Origin of the sequence: Thiobacillus thioparus DSM 505, assembly GCF_000373385.1 — a bacterium.
Lineage (GTDB): Bacteria > Pseudomonadota > Gammaproteobacteria > Burkholderiales > Thiobacillaceae > Thiobacillus > Thiobacillus thioparus.
On sequence record NZ_KB891318.1, the window covers coordinates 15,802 to 37,438 of the forward strand.

20 protein-coding genes are annotated in these 21,637 nt (G+C 62.3%); 12 read left to right on the forward strand and 8 right to left on the reverse strand.

Annotated features, from left to right (window positions below; translation table 11 throughout):
* Positions 1 to 10: 10 nt before the first annotated feature.
* The 4 genes from B058_RS0107475 to uvrA form a co-directional block, all read right to left on the reverse strand.
* Positions 11 to 1,276: a glycerate kinase type-2 family protein gene (locus tag B058_RS0107475; protein WP_018507861.1), complete on the reverse strand. Its 1,266-nt coding sequence runs from the start codon at positions 1,274 to 1,276 to the stop codon at positions 11 to 13.
* A gap of 119 nt (positions 1,277 to 1,395) precedes the next feature.
* The gene (locus B058_RS0107480) at positions 1,396 to 1,698 is read right to left on the reverse strand and encodes a hypothetical protein (RefSeq protein WP_018507862.1); all 303 of its coding nucleotides are present in this window, start codon (positions 1,696 to 1,698) and stop codon (positions 1,396 to 1,398) included.
* 124 nt (positions 1,699 to 1,822) lie between these two features.
* Positions 1,823 to 2,557, reverse strand: coding sequence for a pseudouridine synthase (locus B058_RS0107485; protein ID WP_018507863.1), 735 nt, complete (start codon positions 2,555 to 2,557; stop codon positions 1,823 to 1,825).
* A gap of 1 nt (position 2,558) precedes the next feature.
* Positions 2,559 to 5,381 (reverse strand): excinuclease ABC subunit UvrA, encoded by a 2,823-nt coding sequence (uvrA, locus tag B058_RS0107490; protein WP_018507864.1) that lies wholly within the window; start codon positions 5,379 to 5,381, stop codon positions 2,559 to 2,561.
* Positions 5,382 to 5,480: 99 nt separating this feature from the next.
* On the opposite strand from uvrA, the gene B058_RS0107495 reads away from it, so the two are divergent.
* From B058_RS0107495 to clsB, 10 genes are all read left to right on the forward strand, one after another.
* Positions 5,481 to 6,842: an MFS transporter gene (locus B058_RS0107495; protein ID WP_018507865.1), complete on the forward strand. Its 1,362-nt coding sequence runs from the start codon at positions 5,481 to 5,483 to the stop codon at positions 6,840 to 6,842.
* A 54-nt stretch (positions 6,843 to 6,896) separates the two neighbouring features.
* Positions 6,897 to 7,382 (forward strand): single-stranded DNA-binding protein, encoded by a 486-nt coding sequence (gene ssb, locus B058_RS0107500; RefSeq protein WP_018507866.1) that lies wholly within the window; start codon positions 6,897 to 6,899, stop codon positions 7,380 to 7,382.
* A gap of 142 nt (positions 7,383 to 7,524) precedes the next feature.
* Complete coding sequence (locus B058_RS0107505; RefSeq protein ID WP_018507867.1) at positions 7,525 to 9,531, forward strand: TonB-dependent receptor plug domain-containing protein; 2,007 nt, start codon at positions 7,525 to 7,527, stop codon at positions 9,529 to 9,531.
* A gap of 117 nt (positions 9,532 to 9,648) precedes the next feature.
* Complete coding sequence (locus tag B058_RS0107510) at positions 9,649 to 9,909, forward strand: FmdB family zinc ribbon protein (protein WP_018507868.1); 261 nt, start codon at positions 9,649 to 9,651, stop codon at positions 9,907 to 9,909.
* A 68-nt stretch (positions 9,910 to 9,977) separates the two neighbouring features.
* Positions 9,978 to 10,580, forward strand: a complete 603-nt coding sequence (locus B058_RS0107515; RefSeq protein ID WP_018507869.1) for a DUF502 domain-containing protein — start codon at positions 9,978 to 9,980, stop codon at positions 10,578 to 10,580.
* Between the two features lie 11 nt (positions 10,581 to 10,591).
* Entirely contained in the window at positions 10,592 to 12,388 is a 1,797-nt protein-coding gene (gene aspS, locus B058_RS0107520; RefSeq protein ID WP_018507870.1) for an aspartate--tRNA ligase, read from the forward strand.
* Positions 12,385 to 12,690, forward strand: a complete 306-nt coding sequence (locus tag B058_RS0107525; protein ID WP_018507871.1) for a DUF2322 family protein — start codon at positions 12,385 to 12,387, stop codon at positions 12,688 to 12,690. The genes aspS and B058_RS0107525 overlap by 4 nt, the downstream gene beginning before the upstream one ends.
* Positions 12,687 to 13,127: a dihydroneopterin triphosphate diphosphatase gene (gene nudB / locus B058_RS0107530; protein WP_018507872.1), complete on the forward strand. Its 441-nt coding sequence runs from the start codon at positions 12,687 to 12,689 to the stop codon at positions 13,125 to 13,127. Before B058_RS0107525 ends, nudB begins: the two co-directional genes overlap by 4 nt.
* Before the next feature lie 7 nt (positions 13,128 to 13,134).
* Complete coding sequence (locus B058_RS0107535) at positions 13,135 to 13,887, forward strand: endonuclease/exonuclease/phosphatase family protein (protein ID WP_018507873.1); 753 nt, start codon at positions 13,135 to 13,137, stop codon at positions 13,885 to 13,887.
* Entirely contained in the window at positions 13,887 to 15,080 is a 1,194-nt protein-coding gene (gene clsB, locus B058_RS0107540) for a cardiolipin synthase ClsB (protein ID WP_018507874.1), read from the forward strand. The genes B058_RS0107535 and clsB overlap by 1 nt, the downstream gene beginning before the upstream one ends.
* Here clsB and B058_RS0107545 read toward each other — a convergent pair.
* Both B058_RS0107545 and ypfJ read right to left on the reverse strand, forming a co-directional pair.
* A complete protein-coding gene (locus B058_RS0107545) occupies positions 15,073 to 15,525 on the reverse strand; it encodes a YaiI/YqxD family protein (protein WP_018507875.1) in 453 nt (150 codons plus the stop codon). The genes clsB and B058_RS0107545 overlap by 8 nt on opposite strands.
* Before the next feature lie 11 nt (positions 15,526 to 15,536).
* Positions 15,537 to 16,394: a KPN_02809 family neutral zinc metallopeptidase gene (gene ypfJ / locus B058_RS0107550; protein ID WP_018507876.1), complete on the reverse strand. Its 858-nt coding sequence runs from the start codon at positions 16,392 to 16,394 to the stop codon at positions 15,537 to 15,539.
* A gap of 262 nt (positions 16,395 to 16,656) precedes the next feature.
* Here ypfJ and B058_RS0107555 point away from each other — a divergent pair, with 262 nt between their 5' ends.
* Positions 16,657 to 17,730 carry a porin gene (locus B058_RS0107555; protein WP_018507877.1) on the forward strand — a complete coding sequence of 358 codons (1,074 nt, stop codon included), beginning with the start codon at positions 16,657 to 16,659 and terminating at the stop codon, positions 17,728 to 17,730.
* A 155-nt stretch (positions 17,731 to 17,885) separates the two neighbouring features.
* Positions 17,886 to 20,387: a tetratricopeptide repeat protein gene (locus B058_RS16590; protein ID WP_018507878.1), complete on the forward strand. Its 2,502-nt coding sequence runs from the start codon at positions 17,886 to 17,888 to the stop codon at positions 20,385 to 20,387.
* A gap of 50 nt (positions 20,388 to 20,437) precedes the next feature.
* On the opposite strand, the gene B058_RS0107565 is transcribed toward B058_RS16590, so the two are convergent.
* The gene (locus B058_RS0107565) at positions 20,438 to 20,854 is read right to left on the reverse strand and encodes an OsmC family protein (RefSeq protein WP_018507879.1); all 417 of its coding nucleotides are present in this window, start codon (positions 20,852 to 20,854) and stop codon (positions 20,438 to 20,440) included.
* A 9-nt stretch (positions 20,855 to 20,863) separates the two neighbouring features.
* The gene (locus tag B058_RS0107570) at positions 20,864 to 21,625 is read right to left on the reverse strand and encodes a YdcF family protein (protein WP_018507880.1); all 762 of its coding nucleotides are present in this window, start codon (positions 21,623 to 21,625) and stop codon (positions 20,864 to 20,866) included.
* Positions 21,626 to 21,637: the final 12 nt, after the last annotated feature.

The window sequence follows — 21,637 nt, forward strand, 5'->3', positions numbered from 1 at the left end:
TTACATGCCGTCAATCCAGACCAATCACGAGCGCACGGTAATCGTTGACATTGGTGCGGGTGGGGCCGGTGACGACAAGATCGCCCAAGGCGGAAAAGAAACCGTGACTGTCGTGCGCGGCGAGTCGTCCCGCAGCATCGAGTTCCTGCGCGCGTGCGCGTGCCAGGGTGTCCGGCGTGAGCAGGGCGCCCGCATTGTCTTCGCTGCCATCGATTCCGTCCGTATCGCAGGCGATCGCCCAGGCAGGTGTCTCGCTCAGAGCGAGCGCCAGGGCCAGCAGATATTCGCTATTGCGGCCGCCCCGACCGTGCCAGGGCTGCAGGGCAACGGTGGTTTCACCGCCAGAGATGAGGGCGAGCGCCTGTCGGCGTGTCAGCGCATGCACCAGCGCGGCGTGTTGACGTGCCACGCTTTGTGCGTCGCCCCCGACCTTGTCCGAAAGCAGTAAAGCGGGGACCCCGTGCTGTTCGAAATATCGGACTGCCGCCATCAGGCTGTCGTGCGCGCTTGCGATCACACGGTTTTCCATTCTGGCGAAGCAGGGAGCCCCCGGTTTGGGCGTATCCGGTAAGTGGCCTGCGGCACAGGCTTCAAGATGGTGCAGGACGCCTTCCGGCGGGGTGATCCGCAACCGCTGCAATTGTTCGAGGGCATCGACGCAGGAGCTGGCGTCGGGTGCGCAGGGGCCGGAAGCGATGGAACCTGGGTCGTCGCCAACGACATCGGAAATGATCAGGGCCAGTCCGTGGGCAGCCTGGGCTGCTTGCGCCAACTGGCCGCCCGACAGGCGGGTGAGATGCTTGCGCACGGTGTTGATGTCGTGGATGCTTGCGCCGGCATGTAGAAGGGCCTTGGTCACCTGGCGCAATTCCTTCAGGGTCACGCCTTCGACTGGCGCGGCGAGCAGACTGGAACCCCCGCCGGAAATCAGGGCCAGCAGGAGGTCGTCCGGCCCCAGTTGACGACTCAAGTCCAGCATGCGCAGGGCGGTCGCTTCGCCGCGTCCGTCGGGCAGCGGATGACTGGCTTCGACGACCTCGATGCGGCGGGTAGGCAGACCGTGCAGATAACGTGTGACGACCAGTCCGGACAGCGGCGCGTCAGCGGGCCAGTGGGCCTCGACGGCAGCCGCCATGCTGGCAGCGGCTTTGCCGCCACCGACCACCAGCGTCCGGCCGCGCGGTGGCAAAGGCAGATGCGATGGCAGGATGTGTCCGGGGTCGGCTGCGGCGACCGCGGCCTGAAACGAGCCCAGCAGCAGCGAGCGAGGATCCATGTGGTGAAATCGAAAAGACGAGACTGAATTGTAGGGGCTGCATTTTGAGATGAGGCCCGCCGGATTTCAAAGTAAAAACGGCAAGGATGTCCTGACCGTTGAATACCAGGGCGCCTGGATTATTCCTTGGCTGCGTCCTTGGCCTTATCGGCCATTTCCTGTGCCTTGTCCGCGCCTGCAGATGCAGTATCGGCAGCACTCTGGGCGGCTGTGGCGGCTGCGTCTTTGGCTGACCCAGTCGCTGACGAGGCTGCCTCACCTGCGGCATCGGCCGCGGACTTGACCGCTTCCGTAGCCGAATCTGCTGCGGCGCCTGCAGCTTCCTTGGCCTGATCCATGGCCGGGGCGGCAGCTTCTTGCGCTTTTTGGCAGGCAGTTAGGGTAAGTGCGGCGAGAAGCGCGACGAGAAAGGTGGATCGCATGAGAAGTCTCCCTGGAGTGCGTGGAAAAATGCAGAATTTATTTTCTGCAAATCTGTTTCTAGTGCAAATAGGCTGACGAAACAAGCTTGGGTGCCGGTATGTGGTCTGCTTTACGATTTCCCCTTCAGAACGACTCGTCGTCGCGCAGGTAGCGCCATTGTCCAGGCGGAAGCTCCCCCAGCCGTATCCGGCCAATGCGCACCCGCTTGAGCCCGACGACTTTCAAGCCGACCAGTTCGCACATGCGGCGAATCTGGCGTTTGCGGCCCTCCTTCAGGATAAAGCGCAACTGGTCGGCATTCTGCCAACTGACTTTGGCCGGGCGTAATTGACGGCCGTCGAGCGACAGACCGTGGTTCAGTTGCGCGAGCCCCATGTCATCCAGATGCCCTGACACCCGAACGAGGTACTCCTTCTCGATCCCGGAATCCTCGCCGATCAGCTGTCTGGCGATGCGTCCATCCTGCGTGAGCACCAGCAGGCCGGTGGAATCGATATCGAGCCGACCGGCAGGCGCCAGGCCTTTCAGGTGTGTCGGGTGGAATGCCTGTGAGGCGCGCCCGTCTTGCCACTGCGTGTCCGGTCGGATCAGGGTTACGGCAGGCTGGTAGCCTGGCTCGGGCTGGCCCGACACGTAGCCGACGGGCTTGTGCAACAGAATAGTGACGCGTTGCTGCTGTTGCGCTTGGGCGGCATTGTCGAGTCGTATCGCGCAATCCGGGTCGACCTTGGTACCGAGTTCGCTGACCCGCTTGCCGTCGACGAACACCAAACCGCGCTCGATGTAGCTGTCGGCTTCGCGGCGCGAACACAGCCCGCGCTCGGACATCAGTTTGGACAGGCGGACTGGTTCGGCCATCTCAGTGTTTGGACAACACAGGCTGCAGGTATTGGCCGGTGTGGCTGGCCGGGTTGTCGGCCACGGCCTCCGGCGTGCCCTCGGCGATGATCAGACCGCCCCCGGCGCCGCCTTCCGGGCCGAGGTCGATCAGCCAGTCGGCGGTCTTGATGACATCGAGGTTGTGCTCGATGACGACCACGCTGTTGCCGGCGTCGGAGAGGCGCTGCAACACCTTCAGCAACAGGTCGATATCGGCAAAATGCAGACCCGTGGTGGGCTCGTCGAGGATGTAGAGCGTACGGCCGGTGTCGCGCTTGGACAGTTCGAGTGCGAGCTTGACGCGCTGCGCTTCGCCGCCCGACAGCGTGGTGGCCGATTGTCCGAGACGGATGTAGCCGAGGCCGACGTCGAGCAGGGTCTGGAGTTTTCGTTTGACCACGGGAACCGCGGCGAAGAATTCGTGCGCCTGTTCGATGGTCATTTCGAGTACGTCGCGGATGGTCCTGCTCTTGTACTGCACTTCCAGTGTCTCGCGGTTGTAGCGCGCGCCATGACAGACGTCGCAGGGCACGTAGATGTCGGGCAGGAAGTGCATCTCGACCTTGATCACGCCGTCGCCCTGACAGGCTTCGCAGCGCCCGCCCTTGACGTTGAAACTGAAACGGCCTGGTCCATAGCCGCGCGCGCGCGCCTCGGGCACGCCGGCGAACAGTTCGCGGATCGGCGTGAACAGCCCTGTGTAGGTGGCGGGGTTGGAACGCGGGGTGCGGCCGATCGGCGACTGGTCGACGTTGATCACCTTGTCGAAGAATTCCAGGCCGCGGGTCTCGCCGTGCGGCGCGGGCTCGGCACTGGAGCCGTACAAGTGGCGCGCGACCGCAGTGTAGAGCGTGTCGTTGATCAGTGTCGACTTGCCCGAGCCCGACACGCCGGTGACGCAGACGAACAGGCCGACCGGCAGATTCAGCGTGACATTTTTCAGGTTGTTGCCGCTGGCGTTCGTCACCACCAGTTGCCGTTCGGGGTCGGGCTGGCGGCGTTTCTTCGGGATGGCGATGCGCCGGCGCCCGGACAGATACTGGCCTGTGAGCGAAGATTCGCTCAGGCGGATTTCCTCAGGCGAGCCTTCGGCGACGACTTCGCCGCCGTGCACGCCAGCGCCGGGCCCCATGTCGACCACATAATCGGCGGCACGGATCGCATCCTCGTCGTGTTCGACCACCAGTACCGAGTTGCCGATGTCGCGCAGATGCTTGAGCGTGGCGAGCAGGCGGTCGTTGTCGCGCTGGTGCAGGCCGATCGACGGTTCGTCCAGTACGTACATCACGCCGGTGAGACCGGAGCCGATCTGCGACGCCAGACGGATGCGCTGCGACTCGCCGCCCGACAGCGTGTCGGCGGAGCGGTCGAGCGACAGGTAGTCGAGTCCGACGTTGTTCAGGAAGCCGACGCGGGCGATGATTTCCTTGACGATCTTGTCGGCAATCTGCGCACGGTGGCCTTCGAGTGTCAGGTTCTCGAAAAACGCCAGCACCTGTTTGAGCGGCATTGCACTGACCTGATAGATCGGCACGCTGCCGACCATCACGTGGCGCGCTTCCTCGCGCAGTCGTGTGCCCTGGCAGGACGGGCAGGGCTTGTTGTTTTGATACTTGGCGAGCTCTTCGCGTACTGCCATCGAATCGGATTCGTGATAGCGCCGTTCCATGTTGGCGAGCACGCCTTCGAACGGATAGCTTTTCGTCGCGTAGCCGCCGCGCGGTGCCAGCGTCTGGAAAGCGATCGCTTCCTTGCCGCTGCCGTTGAGGATGACGTCCTGGATGCGTGCCGGAAGCGATTCCCATGGCGTGTCGAGATCGAAGCCGTAATGCATCGCCAGGCTTTGCAGCATCATGTAGAAGAATTGGTTGCGCTTGTCCCAACCCTTGATCGCGCCGGATGCCAGCGACAGGTGCGGGAAGGCGACCACGCGCGCGGGATCGAAGAAGGTGATCTGGCCGAGTCCGTCGCAGGTGTTGCAGGCGCCCATCGGGTTGTTGAACGAGAACAGGCGCGGCTCCAGTTCGGGCAGCGCGTAGCTGCAGATCGGGCAGGCGAACTTGGCGGAGAACAGGTGTTCCTTGGCGGAATCCATCTCCACTGCCAGCGCGCGGCCGTCGGCATGGCGCAGCGCGGTCTCGAAGCTCTCGGCCAGGCGCTGCTTCGCATCCACACGTACCTTCAGGCGGTCCACGACAACCTCGATGGTGTGTTTCTTATTCTTGTCGAGCTTGGGCACCGCGTCGATCTCGTGCACCTTGCCGTCGACCCGCACCCGCACGAAACCCTGCGCGCGCAGTTCGGCGAAGAGTTCGAGATTCTCGCCCTTGCGTCCCACCACCAGTGGCGCCAGGATCATCAGCTTGGTGTCCTCTGGCAGCGCGAGCACTGCGTCGACCATCTGCGATACCGTCTGAGCCGCCAGCGTGATGCCGTGCTCGGGACATTGCGGATCGCCGACGCGGGCGTAGAGCAGGCGCAGGTAGTCGTGGATCTCAGTCACCGTGCCGACGGTCGAGCGCGGGTTGTGGCTGGTCGCCTTCTGCTCGATCGAGATTGCTGGCGACAGGCCCTCGATGAGGTCGACGTCCGGCTTTTCCATCAATTGCAGGAACTGCCGCGCATAGGCCGACAGCGATTCGACATAGCGCCGTTGCCCCTCGGCGTACAGCGTGTCGAAGGCGAGCGAGGACTTGCCCGAGCCCGACAGCCCCGTGATCACTACCAGCTTGTTGCGCGGCAGATCGAGGTTGACGTTCTTCAGATTGTGGGTGCGGGCACCACGGATGCGGATGAATTCCATGAGTCAGGGTGCGTGAGGCGTAATTCGCAACCTGCTAATATAACGGACTTCACGAATTAGCCGAATCCCGACGTGGCTCAAATCGACCTTTCTGAAAGCATGACCCGCGCCGAAAAGCGTGCGACATCGGGTCTGGCAGCGATTTTCGGTCTGCGCATGCTGGGCATGTTCCTCATCCTGCCGGTGTTTGCGCTCTATGCCGAGCACTTGCCCGGCGGCGACAACCACACCCTGGTCGGGCTGACGCTCGGCATGTACGGCCTGACCCAGGCGCTGCTGATGATTCCTTTCGGCATGGCGTCCGACCGCATCGGCCGCAAGAAGGTGATCATTTTCGGCCTGATCCTGTTTGCGATCGGCAGCTTTGTCGCCGCGTCGGCGTCCGATATCTACTGGACGATTTTCGGCCGCGCCATCCAGGGGGCCGGCGCGATTTCAGCCGCCATCACTGCCATGCTCGCCGACCTCACCCGCGAGGAACACCGTACCAAGGCGATGGCGCTGATCGGCTCTACCATCGGCCTCACCTTTGCCGCGTCGATGGTGGCGGGGCCAGCACTCAACCACCTCATCGGCGTGCCGGGGATCTTTGCGCTGACCGGCGTGCTGGCGCTGGCCGCCATCTGGGTGGTGAAGGTCTGGGTGCCCGATCCCCTGATCAGCCATTTTCATGCCGACGCCCAGGCCAACCCGGCACGATTGAAAGACGTGTTGCATGACGCCCAGTTGCTGCGCCTCGACTTCGGTATTTTTGCTTTGCATGCGGCGCAGATGGCGATGTTCGTGGTGGTGCCGGTGGCCCTCAAGAACAGCGGCTTGCCTCCGGCTCACCACTGGATGGTCTACCTGCCGGTGCTGCTGGGCTCGTTCCTGCTGATCGTGCCAGCCATCATCTATGGAGAAAAGCACGGCAAACTGAAACCGGTGTTCATCGGCGCGGTGACGCTGATGCTGCTGGCCCAGTTGGGGCTCGCGTTCGGCATCGGACATTTCTGGGGCATCGTGGGGGCGCTGTTCTTTTATTTCGCCGCCTTCAACCTGCTCGAGGCCAGCCTGCCGTCGCTGATTTCCAAGCTTGCCCCCGTATCGGCCAAAGGCACCGCGATGGGCGTGTACAACACCGCGCAGGCGCTGGGGCTGTTCTTCGGAGGCGTTTTCGGTGGCTGGCTGGCGCAGCATGTCGGCTTTTATGCCGTGTTCCTGTTCTGCGTGGTCCTGATGGCGGTCTGGCTCGCGCTGAGCCTGTCGATGACCGCGCCGCCCGCGATCAAGACCCGCATGTTCCGCGTCGGGGCGATGCCCGCGGACCAGGCCGCGCTGCTGAAAACGAAACTGGCGGCAGTGGCCGGCGTGGTGGAAGCCGTGGTGCTGGCCGAGGAGGGCGTGGCCATGCTCAAGGTCAGCTTGCAGGGCTGGGATGAAGCCGCCGCCCGCATCCTGCTGGAAGCCACGGGCGCCTGACAGGCGGGCCTGATAGAATCCGCAACACGACAACGCTTACATCCAGGGGAAAACATGGCATCCGTCAACAAAGTGATTCTGGTCGGCAACCTCGGGCGCGATCCCGAAATGCGCTACCTGCCGAGCGGAGAGGCTGTCGCCAACCTTGCCATCGCCACCACCGACAAATACAAGGACAAAACCGGTCAGATGGTCGAGCAGACCGAATGGCACCGGGTCAGCTTCTTTGGGCGTACCGCCGAAGTATGCGGGCAATATCTGAAGAAGGGCAGCCAGGTCTACGTCGAAGGCTCGATCCGCACGCGCAAGTACACCGACAAGGAAGGCATCGAAAAATACGCGACCGAAATCCGCGGCGACCGCATGCAGATGCTGGGCGGGCGTAGCGGCGGCGGCATGGCCGACCTGGACGACGGTTCCTTCAACCAGGCAGCACCCGCAAGCGCTCCGCGCAGCCAGCCGCGCAGCAGTGCGCCGGCCGCCGCGCAGCGTCCGGCCAGCAGCGGCTTTGACGACATGGACGACGATATTCCGTTCTGATTTAGGCATGTAGGATGGCCAGCCGTTAGCCCTGGAATACATAAATAAACAGGGTGGATAGGGAGATGGTGCGCGAACGCACCGGTATGCGGTGATCAGCAGACCACACACGATATTCAGGGGATGGGCGGGCGCATTGTTGATGAGCGCCGTTTTGGCGGGCGCCCAGCAGGCGGGGGCGGCAGTGACCGAGTCCGACTTTCTTGACGATTTGCCGGTAGTGCTGTCGGCGTCGCGCTTGTCCCAGCCGGTGAGTGAGGCGCCCGTTGCCGTGACCGTCATCGATCAGGAGATGATTCACGCATCGGGGTTTCGCGATATCCCCGATCTGCTGCGTCTCGTTCCGGGCTTCTCGGTCGCTTATACGCGCGACAACACATGGGCCGCCGGATATCACGGCCTGGGCGACGCGTTCTCGCGGCGTTTCCAGGTACTGGTCGATGGGCGTTCGATATACAGTCCTCATTATGGTGCGGTGAACTGGACCGATCTTCCGCTTTCCATCGACGATATCGAACGCATTGAAGTGGTACGCGGGCCGGATGCCGCGATCTATGGCGCCAATGCTTTCGCGGCGGTCATCAACATCATCACCAAGACGGCGGCGCAGGTGCCGGGTGAATTCGTTTCCTTGCAGGTTGGCGAACAGGGCATGCGCGGCGCGACGGTTCGTCATGGCGGGGGCGACGGCGCATTGCGCTATCGCCTGACCGCCTCGACCCAGCAACGCGATCGCTTCGAGCGTGACATCACCAACAAGGTAGCTGACGGGGCGGGTGACAACGGGCAGTACTATGAGTCCAGCAAGACCTCTTTCCTCAACGGGCGCATGGACTGGCAACTATCCGCGAATTCCGATGCGATGGCGCAGTTCGGCCTGTCCCAGGGCGACTGGAACGCCGGCCGGAGCGTCGTCAGTCCGACCGCCATCCTGGAGCCCCAGCAGCAGGACGCACGGGCGATGTATCTGCAACTGGCCTATCACAAAGTGGAATCCGCGCGCCGCGAGTGGCGGTTGCAGGTCTACTATGCCCAGAACCGTTTCGATGCCAACGCGCAGGCGGATTTGACCGCTCTGGGTATCGGCGTGGTGAATGTCGACCAGTATCTGTTGCAGACGCGCAGCAATATCGAGCTGCAGGTGAACGAGCAATGGCGCCCCAATCTGCGCGGGGTATGGGGTGGTGAAGTACGCCAGGAAACCGTCACCAGTCCGCAGAATTACAATTCCGGCAGGCAATGGAGTGGCGAGCTTGCGCGCGTGTTCGGCAATCTGGAGTGGCGCCCGCATGAGCGGGTACTGCTGCAAGGCGGAGCCATGCTGGAACACCATTACTTTACGGGCATCGATATTTCTCCGCGCGTCGCAGCCAATTTCACCCTGACGCCCGGGCACGTCATCCGCCTGGGGATTTCGCGTGCCTATCGTTCGCCCACGTTCTTCGAGGAGAAGGGCAACCAGGTTTATGTGTTGCAATCCGGTACCGTGGCCGATGTGGTGACGGTGCCGTCTGACGGCCTTGCGCCCGAACGTGTCCTGTCGCGCGAGATTGCCTACGTGGGATTTTGGCGTCCGGCCCGGCTCGAAATGGATGTGCGGCTGTTCCAGGACAAGATCGACGACTTCATCGGCCAGGACAAGCACGACTTCGACCCCTCGGATGATGGCGGAATCCGGCCCAACGAATTCAAGTATGCCAATATCGGCAGCGCCAGATCCCACGGCGGCGAACTCCAGCTGCGTTGGCGGCCCGTGTATGCGCTCGATCTGAGCGCGCACTATTCACGCGTGTTCCTGGAGGCGCATTTTGGGGGAACTGGCATCTACAACGTCATCAATTTCAACAAGGACGTCCCCGTTTCCGCGCCGCGCAACACCTGGGGCCTGCTTGCCAGCTATCGTCTGGATCATGGCTGGGAAGCGAGTATGGGCGTGTGGCGCAGCGATGCCATGAAATGGCTGTCCGAAGGCGACCTCACCGCCGCCTACAATCGCATGGACCTGCGTGTGGCGCGGCGCTGGAAATGGCAGGGACGCGACATCGAGGCTTCAGTGGTCGGGCAGAGCCTGTTCGGCAATTACCAGGAGTTTCGCGATACCAATATTTTCAGCCGCCGCGTCTACGGCAGCCTCAGTCTCGGCTGGTGACAGGCTGTTCCGGGGCCTGGCCCGGATGAGCCTGATGGGGGATTTGCGGCTCCCTGTTTGGGGACTTGTGCCCATCTAGGTATAATTCTGCAACTTCTTGATTGTCGGAGAATTTTTATGCCGATTTATGCCTACCAATGCACCTCCTGCGGTTTCGCCCAGGATGAAATGCAGAAAGTGTCCGATGTGCCGCTGACGGTGTGCCCCTCCTGCGGCCAAGCCGCATATGCCAAGCAGGTGACGGCGGCCGGTTTCGCACTGAAGGGGACCGGCTGGTACGCCACCGATTTCAAAGGCGGCGGCAGCAAGCCTGCGGAAACGAAATCCGAGGCGCCTTCGCCTGCCTGCGGCACAGGCGCGTGTCCGGCGTGTAACTGACGAGGCTGGAAACCGGGAAGCGGACGGTGCGAGCCGTCCGCTTCTTCGTTTTTGATTGAATTGCACGTATGAAGCGTTATTTCATTACCGGCCTGCTGATCTGGGTGCCGCTGGGAATCACCCTGTGGGTGCTCAATCTGTTGATCGGCACCATGGATCAGAGCCTGTTGGTATTGCCGGCCACATGGCAGCCCGAGGCCTGGCTGGGGATGCGGATTCCTGGCCTGGGCGTGATCCTGACGTTGCTGATCATTATGCTGACCGGCGTGTTCGGCGCCAATTTCTTCGGCCAGAAGATCATCGATTTCTGGGAGCGGCAATTGACTCGCATCCCGGTAGTGAAAACCATCTACGGCAGCGTCAAACAGGTGTCCGACACGCTTTTGTCAGGCAGCGGGCACGCCTTCCGCAAGGTGTTGCTGGTGCGTTACCCGCATCCGCAGGCGTGGTCGCTGGCGTTCCAGACCAATCTGCCGGACGAAGTGGCGCGCATGCTGCCGGAGGAACACGTCGCGGTGTTCATCCCCACCACGCCGAGCCCGGTCAACGGATTCTATTTTTATGTGAAAAAGAGCGAGGTCATCGAACTGGATGTGCCGGTCGACCGCGCGTTGAAATACATCGTCTCGATGGGCGTCGCCTCCGGCGAGTCGGGACGGGGCAGCCACTAGGAAAAGCAACCATGCGTACTCATTACTGCGGCGCCGTCACGGCCGCCGACATCGGCAACACCGTCACTCTGTGCGGCTGGGCGCACCGCCGCCGCGACCACGGCGGCGTCATCTTCATCGACCTGCGCGACCGCGAAGGCATGATGCAGGTGGTGATCGATCCCGATACCCCGGAGGCCTTCAGGCTGGCCGAAGACGTGCGTTCCGAGTTCGTGCTGAAGATCGAGGGCCTGGTGCGGCCGCGCCCTGCCGGCACTGAAAACCCCAACATGACGACCGGCATGGTCGAGATGCTGACCAAGAAGCTGGAAGTGCTGAACCCCTCGCTGACGCCGCCGTTCCAGATCGACGACGACACCATCAACGAGAACATCCGCCTGCAGTACCGCTACCTCGACTTGCGCCGCGAGCCGATGCAGAAGAACCTCAAGCTGCGTTATCGCGTGTCCAAGATCATGCGCGACTACCTCGACGCGCACGGCTTCATGGAAGTCGAAACGCCGATGCTGACGCGGTCCACCCCGGAAGGCGCGCGCGACTACCTGGTGCCGAGCCGCGTGCACGACGGCATGTTCTACGCGCTGCCGCAATCGCCGCAGCTTTTCAAGCAGCTCTTGATGGTGGCCGGCGTCGACCGCTACTTCCAGATCACCAAGTGCTTCCGCGACGAGGATTTGCGCGCCGACCGCCAGCCTGAGTTCACCCAGGTCGACCTGGAGACCTCGTTCATGGGCGAAGAGGAGATCATGAACCTCGTCGAGGGCATGATCCGCGACATGATGAAGAAGGCGCAGGACATCGACCTGCCCGCCGCCTTCCCGCGCATGACCTATGCCGAGGCGATGCATCGCTACGGATCCGACAAGCCCGACATGCGGGTGATGCTGGAGATCGTCGACGTCGGCGACGCGATGAAGGACGTCGCCTTCAAGGTGTTCTCCGGCCCGGCCAACGATCCGAAAGGCCGCGTCGCCGCGCTGCGCATTCCCGGCGGCGCTGCGCTCACCCGCAGCGAGATCGACGGTTACACCGAATTCGTCAAGATTTACGGCGCCAAGGGCCTCGCCTACATCAAGGTCAACGACGTCAGCCAGCTCAACGAAGCCGGCCTGCAGTCGCCCATCGTCAAGAACCTCTCCGAAGCCGCGCTACGCACGGTGATGGAGCGCACCGGTGCGCAAAATGGCGACCTGATCTTCTTCGGCGCCGACCGCGCCAAGGTGGTCAGCGACGCGCTCGGCGCACTGCGCCTCAAGATCGGCCACGAGAAGGGCCACGTCGACGGCCGCGCCTGGGCACCGCTGTGGGTGGTCGATTTCCCGATGTTCGAATACAACGAGGACGAGAACCGCTGGGACGCGCTGCACCACCCCTTCACTGCGCCCAAGGACGGCCATGAGGAGTGGCTGGCCACCGATCCCGGCAAGTGCCTGTCCAAGGCCTACGACATGGTGCTGAACGGCTGGGAGGTCGGCGGTGGCTCGGTGCGTATCCACCAGCAGAATGTGCAGGAAAAGGTGTTCGCCGCGCTGAACATCGGCGAGGAAGAACGCCGCGAGAAGTTCGGCTTCCTGCTCGACGCCCTGCAGTACGGCGCCCCGCCGCACGGTGGTTTGGCGTTCGGGCTGGATCGCCTGGTCACGTTGATGACTGGCGCCGAGTCGATCCGCGACGTCATCGCCTTCCCCAAGACCCAGCGCGCCTCCTGCCTGATGACCAACGCGCCCAACGTAGTCGACGAGAAGCAGTTGCGCGAGCTGCACATCCGGCTGCGCAACACCGCGCCCACGGAGAAGGCGGTGGGATGAAATTCGCCGACACCCTGAAAATCCTGCCTGAGTTCTCGGGCGAGAAACTGGTATTGAGCGATTCTGCCGGCGCCGAGGTCGCGACGATCGCCAATGCGCCCGGCACCGCCGGGTCGTTCCGGGTATATGCCTACCTTCTGCAGCAATACGGCATGATCAATGCCGAGGCCGCAGCAGAAGGCCTGGCGATTTTCGCCGAACATACCGAGGACGCCAGCCGCCATCCCGGCAAGCACCCCAATATCGACCGCTTGATCGCCATCCTGGCGACGGGTATTCCGCTCAATGCCCGCATCGTTTGATCGTGCATAAAGTCCCCGTCTCGGTACTGGTCGTCATCTACACGCAGGATGGCCAGGTACTGTTGATGGAACGTGCCGATGCACCGGGCCTCTGGCAGTCGGTGACGGGCTCGCAGGACGAAGGCGAAACGCTGATTGAGACCGCGATCCGCGAAGTGCGCGAAGAAACCGGGCTCGATGCCAGCCAGTTCGAATTGACCCCCTGGGATATCGAAACCCGCTACGAGATTTACGAGCGCTGGCGCCACCGCTATGCGCCAGGCGTGACCCATAATACCGAGCATGTATTCGGCCTGCGTCTGCCCAGGCCATTGCCAGTCGTGCTGGCGCCACGCGAGCATCTGCGCTACGTGTGGTTGCCATGGGGCGCGGCGGCTGAACGCTGTTTCTCATCCAGCAATGCAGCAGCGATTCGCCTGTTGCCCACGCGCCTATAATGAACTTATGGTTTCTCCACTGCATATCGCCAGCTACAACATCCATAAGGGCTTGTCGCAATTCAACCGGCGCCTGACGGTGCATGAACTGCGTGACCGTCTCGGCACGCTGGGAACCGACATCGTGTTTTTGCAGGAAGTGCAGGGCAGTCATGGATTGCGCGCCAGCCGTTTCCAGCACTGGCCCAACCGACCCCAGCATGAGTTCCTGGCCGGCCAGGTCTATACCGATTTCGCCTATGGCAAGAACTGTATCTACGACACCGGCCACCATGGCAATGCCATCCTGTCGCGCTACAAGATTCTCACATGGGAGAACGAGGACATCTCCGCCCATGCGTTCGAGAGCCGCGGCATGCTGCATTGCGAGGTCGAGGTGCCGGGCATTGACGTGCCGGTGCACTGTATCAACGTGCACCTCGGTCTGACCGAACGCGGGCGCAAACGGCAGCTGGCGATGATCGTCGCGCGCGTGCGGGCGATGGTGCCGGACAATGCGCCTTTGATCCTGGCGGGCGATTTCAACGACTGGCTGGTGCGTACGGGACGGTTCTTCGAGGACGAACTGGGTTTGGTCGAGGTATTCGAGGCCCACCACGGCAAGTCGGCGCGCAGTTATCCTTCCATCTTGCCCATGTTCCAGCTTGACCGCATCTATGTGCGGCGCTTCAGCATCCAGGCGGCGCAGGTTCACACCGGCAACGCCTGGCATCGTATTTCCGACCACGCCGCCCTGACCGCCTCGCTCAGCCCGGCCTGATGACCGCGCACAGCCGCTTAAACCCATCCTTCTTTCGTGGCGTCGAGCCGGTTTCCGGTAACCGGCTGCGCCTGCTGCAAAGCGGCGCCGAATTCTTTCCGGCATTGATCGCCGCGATCGATGCCGCACGTGACGAGATCCACCTCGAAACCTATATTTTCAATGCGGATTCCAGCGCCGCTGCCGTGCGCGATGCCCTGATCGACGCGGCGCGGCGCGGGGTACAAGTCTGTGTGCTGATCGACGGTGTGGGCTCGCGCGACCTGCCGACCGACTGGCTCGACGCACTGAAAACAGCAGGCGCCAGTGTGCGGGCCTATCGTCCCCTGGTAGGCAACGGCTGGCGCTCCAATCCCAGGAGTCTGCGGCGGCTGCATCGCAAGCTGGCGGTGATCGATGCGCGCATCGCCTTCATCGGCGGCATGAATCTCATCGACGATTTCGAACCGATACCTCTCGCTGCGCCGCGGCTCGACTACAGTGTGGAAGTGCGCGGGCCGTTGCTCGTCCCCGTTCACCGAAGCGTCCGCCATCTGTGGCGGCTGGTGGCCTTCACGCAATTGCAGGGGCGCGGGCGCACGGTCGCCATCGAACCTTCCTGGCCGACCGATGGCCACGTACGTGCCGCTTTCGTGGTGCGCGACAATTTCGCCCACCGCCGCGACATCGAGCGTGTCTATCTTGCGGCGCTAGCCCTGGCGCGCGATGAAATCGTCATTGCCAATGCCTACTTCCTGCCGGGACACCGGTTCAGGAAGCTGCTTAAAAAGGCTGCCGCGCGCGGCGTGCCGGTTCACCTGCTGGTGCAGGGACATACCGACCACCTCTTTTTTCAGGCTGCGGCGCGTGCGCTTTACCGCGACCTGCTTGCCGCCGGCGTGAATATTTACGAATTCAAGGCGAGCGAATTGCATGCCAAGGTGGCCGTGGTCGACGGCCATTGGGCGACCGTGGGCTCCAGCAATATCGATCCGTTTAGCCTGCTGCTGGCGCGCGAGGCGAACCTCGTCGTCGACGATGCGGGGTTTGCGCGCGACCTGCGGCAGCGCCTGCAGCAGGCGCTCGACCAGTCCGTCGCGCTCGATCCGGCCGACTGGCAGCGCCGTTCCTGGCCGCGACGCATGCTGTCCTGGCTGGCATACGGCGGCGTGCGGCTGATGGTGGGGCTGGCGGGGGCAGGGCGACTCATTTAACGCGCCGCTGTGCCAGAAAACGGTCGAGCTGTCGGGCAAACGCCTGCCGATCCGCCTGCGACAGCGCAGCCGGCCCGCCAATGTCCGCCCCGGCGCCGCGCAGACCTTCCATGAAATCGCGCAGGCCCAGCCGTTCGCGGATGTTTTCGGTGCTATGGCACTCGCCCCGCGGCGACATAACGAACGCCCCTTTCTCGATCAGTACGGCCGCCAACGGAATGTCCGCAGTGATCACCAGATCGCCTTCCGCGACCTCTTCCACGATGTGGCGGTCGGCCACATCAAACCCCATCGGGACCTGCCGCGCGCGTATATAAGGTGAAGGCGGTACGCGCAGCAGACGGTTGGCGACCAGCGTCAGCGGCACATGCATCCGTTCCGCTGCGCGGAACAGGATGTCCTTGATCACGGCCGGACAGGCGTCGGCATCCACCCAGATGTGCATGGCTGTTCGGCCTACAGCCGGGCTGCCTGGAAGGTGTCGCACTGCCCGGGGTCGCCGCCCTGCATGCCGCGGTTGAACCAGCGCATCCGCTGGGCCGACGAACCGTGGGTGAAGGATTCCGGCACCACGTAACCGCGCGCCTGCTGTTGCAAGCGGTCGTCGCCTACCCCGGCTGCAGCGGCGAGCGCCTCCTCGGTGTCGCCCGGTTCCAGAACATGCCGCGCCTGGTTGGCGTGGTAGGCCCACACGCCGGCAAAGCAGTCGGCCTGCAGTTCCATCCGCACCTGTAGCGCGTTGCCGGCGGCTTCGCTTGCGCGGTGTCGCGCTGCGTTGACCTTGTCCGAGATGCCCAGCAAGGTCTGTACGTGGTGACCGACTTCATGCGCCACCACATAGGCCTGCGCGAAATCGCCGGGCGCATCGTGGCGTTTGGCCAGGTCATTGAAGAAACGCATGTCCAGGTACAGCTTGTGGTCGCCCGGGCAATAGAACGGCCCCATCGCCGCTTCGGCGAACCCGCACGCCGACTGCACCGCGCCGGAATACAACACCAATGTGGGCGGTTGGTAGGACTTGCCTGACTCCTTGAACAGCGTGCCCCACACGTCTTCCGTGTCGGCCAGGACCACCGACACGAAATCCTTCAGCTTGTCCTCCTCCGGGCTGGACGGGGCAGGCTGATGCGTTTCCTGTGGCGGCGCCAGACTGCCCGTCTGATTCAGGACGACCGACGGATCCACGCCGAAATACATCGCCACCAGCGCCAGAATGATTGCCCCGATGCCGCCGCCGGCCAGTCCGCGGCCATTCACGCGCATGCTGCGCCGGTCTTCGATGTTGTCGCTACGGCGGCCGTTTTCCCAGCGCATGGATTACTCCTGTGAGGTGGCGGTTGGCTTATTGTAGCCATGGGTGTTCGCCGGACTGCGCCAATACACACAGGCCTTGCGTCACGCCATCTGTTGTGCTGATGCAACAAAACAACACTTTGACGTATGCGTGATGGAAAAAACAACAACTTTTCTTGCTGGCCGGAAGGGAGTCTGGATAATCGACTGCGTCCACCAAGCACACGTCCGTGCAGGACAGCTCTGCAGAGCTTTCAAAAATTCTGTAATAAGGAGATTTGCAATGCAAAAGAAACTGATCGCGCTGGCACTGGCTTCCGCCTTTGCCGCTCCCGCCTTCGCTGCGACGTCCAACGTCGACATCAGCGGCCAGATGAACCTGTCGGTTGATTATCTGGATTCCGACAACGCAGCCAACGGCGGCAACGTCGGCGTTTCCAGCAACGCGTCGAACATCATCTTCAAGGGTAGCGAAGATCTGGGCGGCGGCCTGAATGCCATCTGGCAGATCCAGACCTACTTCAGCGCAGGTGGTACCGGCAATAGCGATACCTTCAACGGTAGCGCACAGGATGGCGTTGGCTCCGGCAACACCTTCGTGGGCTTGAATGGCGGTTTCGGTACCGTGATCGTCGGCAAGAACGAATCCCCGGTCAAGATGCTGAGCCGCAAGACGGACTTCTTCGGCAACCAGATCGGCGACTCGCGTAACCTCACCTCTGTGGGTACTGCAGGCCTGGGCTTCGACACCCGTCCCAACAACCAGGTTGCCTACACCACGCCGAGCATGAGCGGTTTGTCCGGCACGGTGGCCTATTTCAGCGCCATGAGTGGTGTGGATGCAACGGATGCTGCTGTCGACGGCTGGGCAGCTGCCGGTAACTACGAGAATGGCCCCCTGATGCTGGGTCTGGGTTATGAGAAGCACAACCTCAGCAACGCGAACGCTCTGCTGAACGACGAGAAAGTCTGGCGCTTGGCGGCTGGTTATGCCATCGGCAACTTCAAGTTCACCGGTTTGTATCAGAAAGCCAACGACATTGCTGGCGTGAACAGCGCCGATCGCAAGGTCTGGGGTCTGGGTGCCGGCTACAACATGGGCAACATCCTCCTCAAGGCACAGTACTATGACGCGGGCGACCTGAACAGCGTCAGCAACACCGGCGCTCAAATGTACGCAGTGGGTGTGGACTACAGCCTGTCCAAGCGCACCAAGCTGCAGTTTGCCTATGCTGCTACCGACAACGACAGCGGTGCTGCTTTCTCCGCCTTCGGCGGTGGCCATGGCGACAACCCGGGTACGTCTGCTGGCGGCAACCCCACCGGCTTCTCGATGGGTGTGGTCCACAGCTTCTAATCTGGCTCAAGCCAATTAGTTGTATTGAACGGGCGCCTTCGGGCGCCCGTTTTGTTGCATGTGGCGAGCGGTCCTCCGCTTATATAATGGCCCCCGCCGCCTTGACTGCTTTCCACCCTGCCCCGTATACCTCCCACTTGTATGGAATCTTTCTTATGAGCCCGTTCGAGGCGGACTCCAATCGCTTGCAGGCACTGTTTCAGGCAGGCCATTATGTCGAGTTGGAGGCACTGGCCCAGACTGTTCTTGCACGTCAGCCGCAGGCCGGCGGGATATGGTATCTCTTGGGCCAGACCTATCTGGCACAAGGGCGGTTGCAGGCGGCACGGCAAGCTCTGGAACGGGCGAGCATGCTGTTGTCGGACCAGGCGCCCGTCTGGTCGGTTCTGGCAGCCTGTCAGAATGCACTGGGCGAGCGTCAGGAGGCTGCCCGCTGCTTTGAGCGTAGCCTTGCGCTGGATTCCAGCCACGCGGAAATCTGGGCCCATGCAGGACGCAACGCCCTGGAGTTGGGGCGGCACAAGGAGGCTGAGCGCTATTGCGGCCGCGCGTTGGCGTTACAGCCGGGTATGGCCGAGGCGCAATACAACCTCGCCCATGCATTCAAGGCACAAGGGCGTATCGACGAGTCGCTGGGCGCTTTTCGCCGGGTACGGGAACTCGCGCCTGCTGTCGCCGAGGCACATAATGCCGTCGCCCTGGGGTTGCTGGAACTGGGGCAGGCTGAGGAAGCGCTGGCTGCCTGCCGGTGTGCACTTGAGCTTAAACCTGGCTTGATCGATGCCATGGTCAATCTCGGCAGCGCATTGAGTGCACTGAGATGTTATGAAGAAGCTGCCATGGCGTATCAGGATGCGCTGGCGCAGAATCCGGATCTGGCCGAGGCGCACAGCAATCTTGGCAATGTACTCTGGGAGCTTGGCCGTCCTGAGGCGGCGATCGCTGCCTACCGCCGGGCGCTACAACTGAAGCCCGATTTCGCCGAAGCATCTTTGAATCTGGGCAATGCCCTGAGCGATCTGGACGATCTGAACGAAGCGCTTGCAGCCTATCAGCAGGCGCTGGAGTTGCGTCCCGGTTTTGTCGAAGCGCGCTATGGGCTGGGTCGGGTTCTCGAACGCATGAAACGCTTCGATGAGGCGATCGCAGTTTTCCGGGCCAATGCGGAGCAGGCGTCTGCATCGGCCGAGGCATATCTGAGGCTGGGCGGCGTACTGCAGGCTGCCGAACGCCACGATGAAGCTATCGCGGCCTATGCGCATGCGATCGAGTCGAACCCGAGATTCATCGAGGCCTATCGCAAGCTTGGCGGCTGTTTCACGCGACTGGGACGACTCGATGAAGCAGTCGCTGTGTATCGCAACGGGTTGCAGCTGGGCGGTGAGGATCCCGGCCTGCACAGCGATCTGCTATTTGTCCTGAATTATTCGGAGGCCGGCTCCCTCGAAGCGATGCTGGCTGAAGCGCGCACCTACGGTGAGAGGGTTGCTATCAAGGCTGCACCCGCGCCCGCACATGGCAATGCGCCTGAACCTTCTCGGCGGCTGCGCATTGGACTCGTCTCCGGTGACTTCGGTGATCATCCAGTGGGGTATTTCATCGAGCATGTGGTGGCAAATATCGATTCGAAAAACCTCGAATTGTTCGCCTATGAAACCTACAAGCGCAAAGGCGCGCTGAACGAACGTTTGCACCGCTTAATTCCACGCTGGCGCGACGCTGCGCCGGGAAGGCTGCCGGATGCCACACTCGCCCAGCTGATCCGCGAGGATGGCATCGACATCCTCATCGATCTGGCGGGCCATACCGCGCACAACCGGTTGCCGGTATTTGCCTGGAAACCGGCTCCCGTCCAGGTGACCTGGTTGGGTTATTTTGCCACCACCGGGCTCGTGGCCATGGATTACATTCTGGCTGACCGCTGGGTGTTGCCCTCGAAGGAGGAGAAGCGTTTCATAGAGAGGCCCTGGCATCTGCCGGACAGCTACTATTGTTTCACCCCGCCCAACGTGCGGGTTGATGTGGGTACATTGCCGACGCTTAAAAACGGCCACATCACGTTTGGGTGTTTCAACAATCTTGCCAAGGTGAATGATCGGGTGATTGCATGCTGGGCACGGGTACTCGAGTCCACACCAGGTAGTCGACTATTTCTCAAGACCAAGGCGTTGGGTGATGTTTCGGTCGCGGCCGGTTACCGAGAACGCTTTGCGCGCCACGGCATTGAGCCCGAGCGTCTGCACCTGGAGGGAGCATCGCCTCGGGACGAGTATCTGGCGGCCTACAATGCCGTGGACATTGCTCTTGACCCTTTCCCTTTCCCCGGCGGGACCACGAGTGTGGAGGGATTATGGATGGGCGTGCCGGTACTCACCCTTGAAGGCAATTGCTTCATCGGCCATCAGGGCGAGACAATTTTGCACAGTGTGGGGCTGCAACACTGGATTGCTGCCGACGAGGATGAATATGTCGCCAAGGCCATGGAGTTCAGCCGAGATCACTTCTCGTTGACAGCGCTGCGCGCAGGGTTGCGTGGGCGTCTACTTGCCTCGCCGCTTTGCGATGCGCCGCGGTTTGCGCGTAATCTTGAAAATGCCTTGCGAGGCATGTGGCAGAAATGGTGCGAACAGCAGGCATCAGCGAAGGCGGTCGATTGATCGGCCTGTAACCCGTCTCGGGCGCTAGCAGGAACGCTGGGTATTAAGTATTAAGCGTCCACCACCTCGAAATCATGCGTGATCTCGGCCACCTTGCCGAGCATGATCGAGGCCGAGCAGTATTTTTCAGCTGAGAGTTTCACGGCCTGTTCGACGCGCTTGGGATCGAGCGCCTTGCCCGTGACGGTGAAATGGACGTGGATTTTGGTGAATACCTTGGGGTCGGTGTCGGCCCTTTCGGCGGACAGGTCGGCGACGCAGTCGGTGACCTGCTGTCGGCTTTTGCGCAGGATGTGGACGACGTCGAACGCGGAGCATCCTCCCAGCCCGAGCAGCAGCATTTCCATTGGTCGCACGCCGAGGTTCTTGCCGCCCGCATCGGGCGGGCCGTCCATGACGACGCTGTGGCCGGATTCGCTTTGGCCGACGAAACTGACGCCTTCGATGAGTTTGACGCGGGCTTTCATGGGGGTCCTTCAGACAAAATTCGAGCGGAGTTTGTACCACAATATACCGAGCCATTCGTGCAATGCGAAGGTGCTGTCACGCAGGCCGGCAGGCGTGGGCAGGACATCGAGAACGGAGTCGAGACGCGTGCTGGAAAACTGGATGCCGGCAGGAGTGACATTGAGCCCCTGGGCTTCGAACAACGGGACGGCACGCCGCAGATGCCAGGCATGGGTGACCAGAACGATACGTCGAACGCCGGCACTGCGCAGCAGCTTGGCTGACAGGCGGGCGTTGTCCCAGGTTGTGAGCGCGGCGTCTTCGACCCATTGAGGTGAGGTGCCGTACTCGTTTTGCAGGATGTGCTGCATGATGCGGCCCTCGGATAAAGCGCCGCCGCCGGGTTTGCCGCCGGTGACCAGGATGGGCAGGCCACTGCCGCGGTGGAGAAAGGCGGCGTAGCGCAGACGTTCCAGGCCGAGCCCGTTGAGGGTGTCGCTGCCATACTCGGCTGCGTCGAGCCGCCGTCCGCCGCCGAGGACGACAATGGCCTCGGCGGCCTGCAGTTGGCTCGGGATGATCGGGGTGCTGATTTCCAGGCTTTTTTGCAACAGGCCACCCACCCAAGGGGTGGACAGGGCATAGAGTGCAGTGGTGGACAGCAGGATCAGAGACATGGCCAGGCGGGGGCGACGACGATGGACAATAAGCCCGACGACCAGCAGGATCACCAGCGACAATGGGGGCAGCAAGGCCAGGGCGATCAGGTTGGTGGCAAGCCAGGCGGTCATGGCGGGGATTGT

Excerpts from the sequence above, each read along its gene's own strand:
- B058_RS0107475 (WP_018507861.1), bottom strand. The coding sequence starts at position 1,276 with ATGGATCCTCGCTCGCTGCTGCTGGGCTCGTTTCAGGCCGCGGTCGCC.
- B058_RS0107480 (WP_018507862.1), bottom strand. The coding sequence starts at position 1,698 with ATGCGATCCACCTTTCTCGTCGCGCTTCTCGCCGCACTTACCCTAACT.
- B058_RS0107485 (WP_018507863.1), bottom strand. The coding sequence starts at position 2,557 with ATGGCCGAACCAGTCCGCCTGTCCAAACTGATGTCCGAGCGCGGGCTG.
- uvrA (WP_018507864.1), bottom strand. The coding sequence starts at position 5,381 with ATGGAATTCATCCGCATCCGTGGTGCCCGCACCCACAATCTGAAGAAC.
- B058_RS0107495 (WP_018507865.1), top strand. The coding sequence starts at position 5,481 with ATGACCCGCGCCGAAAAGCGTGCGACATCGGGTCTGGCAGCGATTTTC.
- ssb (WP_018507866.1), top strand. The coding sequence starts at position 6,897 with ATGGCATCCGTCAACAAAGTGATTCTGGTCGGCAACCTCGGGCGCGAT.
- B058_RS0107505 (WP_018507867.1), top strand. The coding sequence starts at position 7,525 with ATGAGCGCCGTTTTGGCGGGCGCCCAGCAGGCGGGGGCGGCAGTGACC.
- B058_RS0107510 (WP_018507868.1), top strand. The coding sequence starts at position 9,649 with ATGCCGATTTATGCCTACCAATGCACCTCCTGCGGTTTCGCCCAGGAT.
- B058_RS0107515 (WP_018507869.1), top strand. The coding sequence starts at position 9,978 with ATGAAGCGTTATTTCATTACCGGCCTGCTGATCTGGGTGCCGCTGGGA.
- aspS (WP_018507870.1), top strand. The coding sequence starts at position 10,592 with ATGCGTACTCATTACTGCGGCGCCGTCACGGCCGCCGACATCGGCAAC.
- B058_RS0107525 (WP_018507871.1), top strand. The coding sequence starts at position 12,385 with ATGAAATTCGCCGACACCCTGAAAATCCTGCCTGAGTTCTCGGGCGAG.
- B058_RS0107535 (WP_018507873.1), top strand. The coding sequence starts at position 13,135 with ATGGTTTCTCCACTGCATATCGCCAGCTACAACATCCATAAGGGCTTG.
- clsB (WP_018507874.1), top strand. The coding sequence starts at position 13,887 with ATGACCGCGCACAGCCGCTTAAACCCATCCTTCTTTCGTGGCGTCGAG.
- B058_RS0107545 (WP_018507875.1), bottom strand. The coding sequence starts at position 15,525 with ATGCACATCTGGGTGGATGCCGACGCCTGTCCGGCCGTGATCAAGGAC.
- ypfJ (WP_018507876.1), bottom strand. The coding sequence starts at position 16,394 with ATGCGCTGGGAAAACGGCCGCCGTAGCGACAACATCGAAGACCGGCGC.
- B058_RS0107555 (WP_018507877.1), top strand. The coding sequence starts at position 16,657 with ATGCAAAAGAAACTGATCGCGCTGGCACTGGCTTCCGCCTTTGCCGCT.
- B058_RS16590 (WP_018507878.1), top strand. The coding sequence starts at position 17,886 with ATGAGCCCGTTCGAGGCGGACTCCAATCGCTTGCAGGCACTGTTTCAG.
- B058_RS0107565 (WP_018507879.1), bottom strand. The coding sequence starts at position 20,854 with ATGAAAGCCCGCGTCAAACTCATCGAAGGCGTCAGTTTCGTCGGCCAA.
- B058_RS0107570 (WP_018507880.1), bottom strand. The coding sequence starts at position 21,625 with ATGACCGCCTGGCTTGCCACCAACCTGATCGCCCTGGCCTTGCTGCCC.